Source organism: Kitasatospora sp. NPDC057512, from assembly GCF_042802135.1.
In the GTDB taxonomy this organism is placed as follows: domain Bacteria; phylum Actinomycetota; class Actinomycetes; order Streptomycetales; family Streptomycetaceae; genus Kitasatospora.
Genome location: NZ_JBHVET010000750.1, coordinates 1 through 4035, shown reverse-complemented (window position 1 = coordinate 4035; position 4035 = coordinate 1). Strand labels below are relative to the sequence as shown.

Annotated in this window: 4 protein-coding genes; 3 read left to right on the top strand and 1 reads right to left on the bottom strand. The window is 75.5% G+C overall.

The window, feature by feature from the left end:
• Window positions 1-78: 78 nt before the first annotated feature.
• A complete protein-coding gene (locus tag ACFU6K_RS33155) occupies window positions 79-285 on the bottom strand; it encodes a hypothetical protein (RefSeq protein WP_380669390.1) in 207 nt (68 codons plus the stop codon).
• 287 nt (window positions 286-572) lie between these two features.
• Here ACFU6K_RS33155 and ACFU6K_RS33150 point away from each other — a divergent pair, with 287 nt between their 5' ends.
• The 3 genes from ACFU6K_RS33150 to ACFU6K_RS33140 form a co-directional block, all read left to right on the top strand.
• Window positions 573-1781, top strand: a complete 1209-nt coding sequence (locus tag ACFU6K_RS33150) for a proteinase inhibitor I4 serpin (protein WP_380669388.1) — start codon at window positions 573-575, stop codon at window positions 1779-1781.
• Between the two features lie 151 nt (window positions 1782-1932).
• Window positions 1933-2685, top strand: coding sequence for a thioesterase II family protein (locus ACFU6K_RS33145; RefSeq protein ID WP_380669386.1), 753 nt, complete (start codon window positions 1933-1935; stop codon window positions 2683-2685).
• Window positions 2686-2836: 151 nt separating this feature from the next.
• Window positions 2837-4035 (top strand): styrene monooxygenase/indole monooxygenase family protein (locus tag ACFU6K_RS33140; protein WP_380669384.1); only part of this gene is annotated, 1199 nt, incomplete at its 3' end.

Below are 4035 nucleotides of genomic sequence, written 5' to 3'. Positions count from 1 at the left end.
CTGCTGGACGCCGCCTCCCGCTCCCGCGCCGAGACGGTCCGCTTCGGCGCGGCGCGCTGAGCCGAGCCTCGGCCGCCGTCACCGACGGGCCCGGCGCTCGGCCTCGGCGTGCCACCAGCGGGGCGGGGAGGTGCCGTTGACGACTGCCGACGCCTGCTCGGGATGCAGCCCGAGCGGCCGCAGGGCCTCGGCGTGGACCCGGACGTCGAACCAGCCGCGCCAACGGCCGTCCGGTCCGACCCCGCAGAGCAGGTCAATACGTACCGCGTCGGCGGCGATGGGCATCCAGTCGATGCCACGGTCGCGCAGTCAAGCGCGGAGGGCGGCCGACGGGGTCGGGTGGCCTGGCAGGTTCTCGTACGCCGCGATGGTGATCCAGCCGTCGGGTTCGCTCATGCGGCCATGCTGCCACGGATCGGATCAGGTCGGCAGCGGAAAGGGAGGCGGGGCGGCGGAACTCGCCTTCCCCGAGCGGGCGTCGGCGGCTGGGAGTCGCGTTAATCCGGTCGCCTCCCACCCAGGCTCGGGCCTACCCTCGGCGGCGTACCGGACAGTCGAGCGCAGGGGGGCGGATGAGCCGGGCCGAAGCCGTGAGGGTGGTCAACGCGCTCGGTGCGGGCTGGGTCGGGCAGGTCGACCCGGAGGGCGGGACGGTCCTGATGCCGGCCGGCGTCTGGCCGCTGCTCGGACTGCTGGCACCGGCCGGAAGCCGCGCAGTCCAGGGCGAGTTGACGCACGCCCTGGGCCTGCCGCCGGAGGTTGCCGCCGAGCGGGCCCGGGAACTCCTCGGTCTGCTGGAGGGCATCCCGGCGGTCGGCTCGGCCCTCGGGCTCTGGACGGGTGGGCGGCTGTTGCTGCGCCCGGAGTGGTCGGCCGGGCTGCCGGCCGGCGTGCACGGGCGGCTCTCCGGTGACGTCCGGCAGGACCAGGCGCAGCTGGACGCCTGGGCCGCCCGCGCCACCGGCGGTCTGATCGACGCCATGCCGGTGCGACTGGACCGGGAGACCCGCCTAGTGCTGGCCGCGGCGCTCACCGTCCGGACCGACTGGATCCGGCCGTTCGACGAGATCGACGGTCCGCCGGAGGGTCCCGCGGACACCTGGGGCAGGCCCGTCCGGTACCTGTCGCGGTACACCTGCCTGCTGGACCGGGCCGCCGTGCTGGAGTCGCCGACCGGGCTCGTCACCGAGGTGCGGGTGCACGGGTACGGGGACATCAGTGTCCATCTGCTGCTCGGCGAGCCCGACACGTCGCCCGGTCGGGTGCTGGCCACCGGCATCGAGGCGCTGAGCGGGCGCCACCGCCGGACCACCGCCGACCGCCTGCCCGTCGGCGCCCCCGGCCCCGGCCTGACGATCGACCGGATCCGGCGGTACGAGCCGGAGGACCTGTTGGCCGTGGACGTCCCGCGGTTCACCGTCGGGGCCGACCACGATCTGCTCGCCCGCCCCGACCTCTTCGGCCTGACCACACTGGGGACCCGCTCGGAGACCGAGCACCGCCTGCCCGGGATCGGCGGAGAGGAACCGCTGTTCATCGACGGCGCCCGGCGGCGTGCCACCGCGACCTTCGGCCCGGACGGCTTCCGGGCCGCCTCGGTGACCGCCCTCGGAGTCGCCGGGGGCGCCGCCGCGCGCCCGCGTCAGTCGTACCTGCGGCGGATCGCCCGGGCGGGCTTCGGGCGGCCGTTCGGCTTCCTCGCCGTCCACCGCACCTCCGGCCTGCTCCTGGCCGCGGGCTGGGTCACCGACCCGGACCCCTCGACCGGCAACCGGGCCTGAACCTCCCCGTCGGCGGGCCCGGGTGGCCGGAGGGGTACCGGCGAGAACCGGCCTGCCGGGGGTCATGATCGTCACTTCGCCCCCGCGGCGGGGCCCGGCACTGCCAGACTGGAGCCTGCAGAGTCCGTCACGGAGAGAGGTCGCACCCCGCATGTCCAGCAGCGCCGTCGTCGAGAATCCGTGGTTCCGCAGATTCAACCCGTCCGACTCCGCGCCCGCCCGGATCGTGATCTTCCCGCACGCCGGCGGCTCGGCCAGCTACTACCTGGAGTACGCCAACGCGCTGGCGCCGCACGCCGATGTGCTCGCCGTCCAGTACCCGGGCCGGCAGAACCGCATCGGCGAGCCGACGATCGGCTCGGTGACCGGCCTCGCCGAGCAGCTCGCCCGGGAGCTGCGGGAGTGGGCGGACCGGCCGCTCACCTTCTTCGGGCACAGCATGGGCGCGGCCGTCGCCTTCGAGACGGTCCGCTGCTTCGAGCGCGACGGCGTGCGGGGGCCGGACCGGCTGGTCGTCTCGGCCGGCCGCGCGCCCTCGCTGCCCCGGACGACCAGGGTGCACCAGCTGCCGGACGACGAACTGCTCGCCGAGATCTCCGCGCTCGGCGGCACGGACGACCGGATCTTCGCCGTGCCCGGCCTCCGCGAGCTGGTCCTGCCGAGCCTGCGGGCCGACTACATGGCCGTCGAGACCTACTGCAGCACCCCGGACGCGACCGTGTCGCTGCCGATCACCGCCCTGGCGGGGGAGTCCGACGCGCACGCCACCGTCGACCAGGTCGGCCAGTGGGAGCAGCACACCACCGGCGCCTTCGACCTGCGGGTCTTCCAGGGCGGGCACTTCTACCTGGCCGACCGCACCCAGGACGTGGTGGAGGTGCTCACCGCGCACCTGCGCGGCTGAGCCGGCCCGGGTCGCCCGGCGTGCCCAGGGGGCGGCGGTTCGCACACCGCCGTCTCCTTCGAACGGATGCGCCCGCCACCGGTGACCGGAGTGCCCCCGCTCGACTACTGTGCCTGCTTGACGGACCGTCAACAGGACACCAGGAGGCAGCGTGCGCCGGATCGCCGTCGTCGGAGCGGGCCAGGCCGGCCTCCAGCTCGCACTCGGGCTGGTGGCGGACGGGTACCGGGTGACGCTGGTCGCCGAGCGCACCCCGGAGCAGCTGCGCGGCGGCCGGGTGCTGTCCACCCAGGCGATGTTCGGCCCCGCGCTGCGGATCGAGGCGGCGGCCGGGCTGGACCTCTGGGCGGAGCGGGCGCCGGCCGTCTCCTCGGTGGAGGCGGTGCTGGCGGCGCCCCCGGGCGTGCGGGCGCTGGAGTACACCATGACGCTGGACGAGCCCGCCCAGTCGGTGGACCAGCGGCTCAAGCTGGCCGGCTGGCTGGAGCTGCTGGCCGAGCGCGGCGGCGTGGTCGAGTACCGCACGCTGGACCGCGGCGGGCTGTACGAGCTGGCCCGTCGGCACGAGCTGACCGTGGTCGCGGCCGGACGCGGCGCCCTGTCCGGGATCTTCGAACGCGACGCCGTCCGCTCACCGTTCGACGGGCCGCAGCGGGCCCTGTCCTGCCTGTACGCGCACGGCGTCGGCTCGCCGGACCCGGCCGCCGGGCCGAGGGCCCGGATGAACGCCCTGCCCGGCCTCGGCGAGCTGTACCTGCAGCCGGCGCTCACCCTCTCCGGCCCCTGCGACATCCTGCTCTGGGAGGCGCTGCCCGGCGGTCCGCTGGACGCGTTCGGCGACGCGCCGCCGCCGGACGTCCAACTGGCCCGGATCCGCGAACTGTTGGGCGAGTACCTGCCCTGGGAGGCGGAGCTCTGGACGGAGGCCGAGCCGACCGACGCCGGGGCCGGGCTGTTCGGCGCGGTCACCCCGGTGGTCCGGCGCCCGGTGGCGGAGCTCGGCTCGGGCGTGGACGCCGTCCACGTGCTGGGCCTCGGCGACGCGGTGGTGGTGACCGACCCGATCGCCGGACAGGGCGCCAACAACGCCGCCCGGGCGGCCGAGGCCTACCGCCGGGCCGTCGTGGAGCACGGCGACGCCCCGTACACGGCCGACTGGATGTGCCGCACCGCCGAGCGGTTCTGGCAGCAACAGGCCCGTCACAGCGTCGAGTTCACAGCCGCGATGCTGACCGTTCCGGACCACCTCCAGGGGGTGTTCGCGGCCGCCGCCGAACACCCGGAGGTCGGCCGTCGGCTCGCCAACACCTACGCCGAGGCGAGCGACTACGCCGCCTGGCTGGCCACCCC

Coding starts and splice junctions, on each gene's coding strand:
- ACFU6K_RS33155 (WP_380669390.1), bottom strand. CDS start 285: ATGCCCATCGCCGCCGACGCGGTACGTATTGACCTGCTCTGCGGGGTC.
- ACFU6K_RS33150 (WP_380669388.1), top strand. CDS start 573: ATGAGCCGGGCCGAAGCCGTGAGGGTGGTCAACGCGCTCGGTGCGGGC.
- ACFU6K_RS33145 (WP_380669386.1), top strand. CDS start 1,933: ATGTCCAGCAGCGCCGTCGTCGAGAATCCGTGGTTCCGCAGATTCAAC.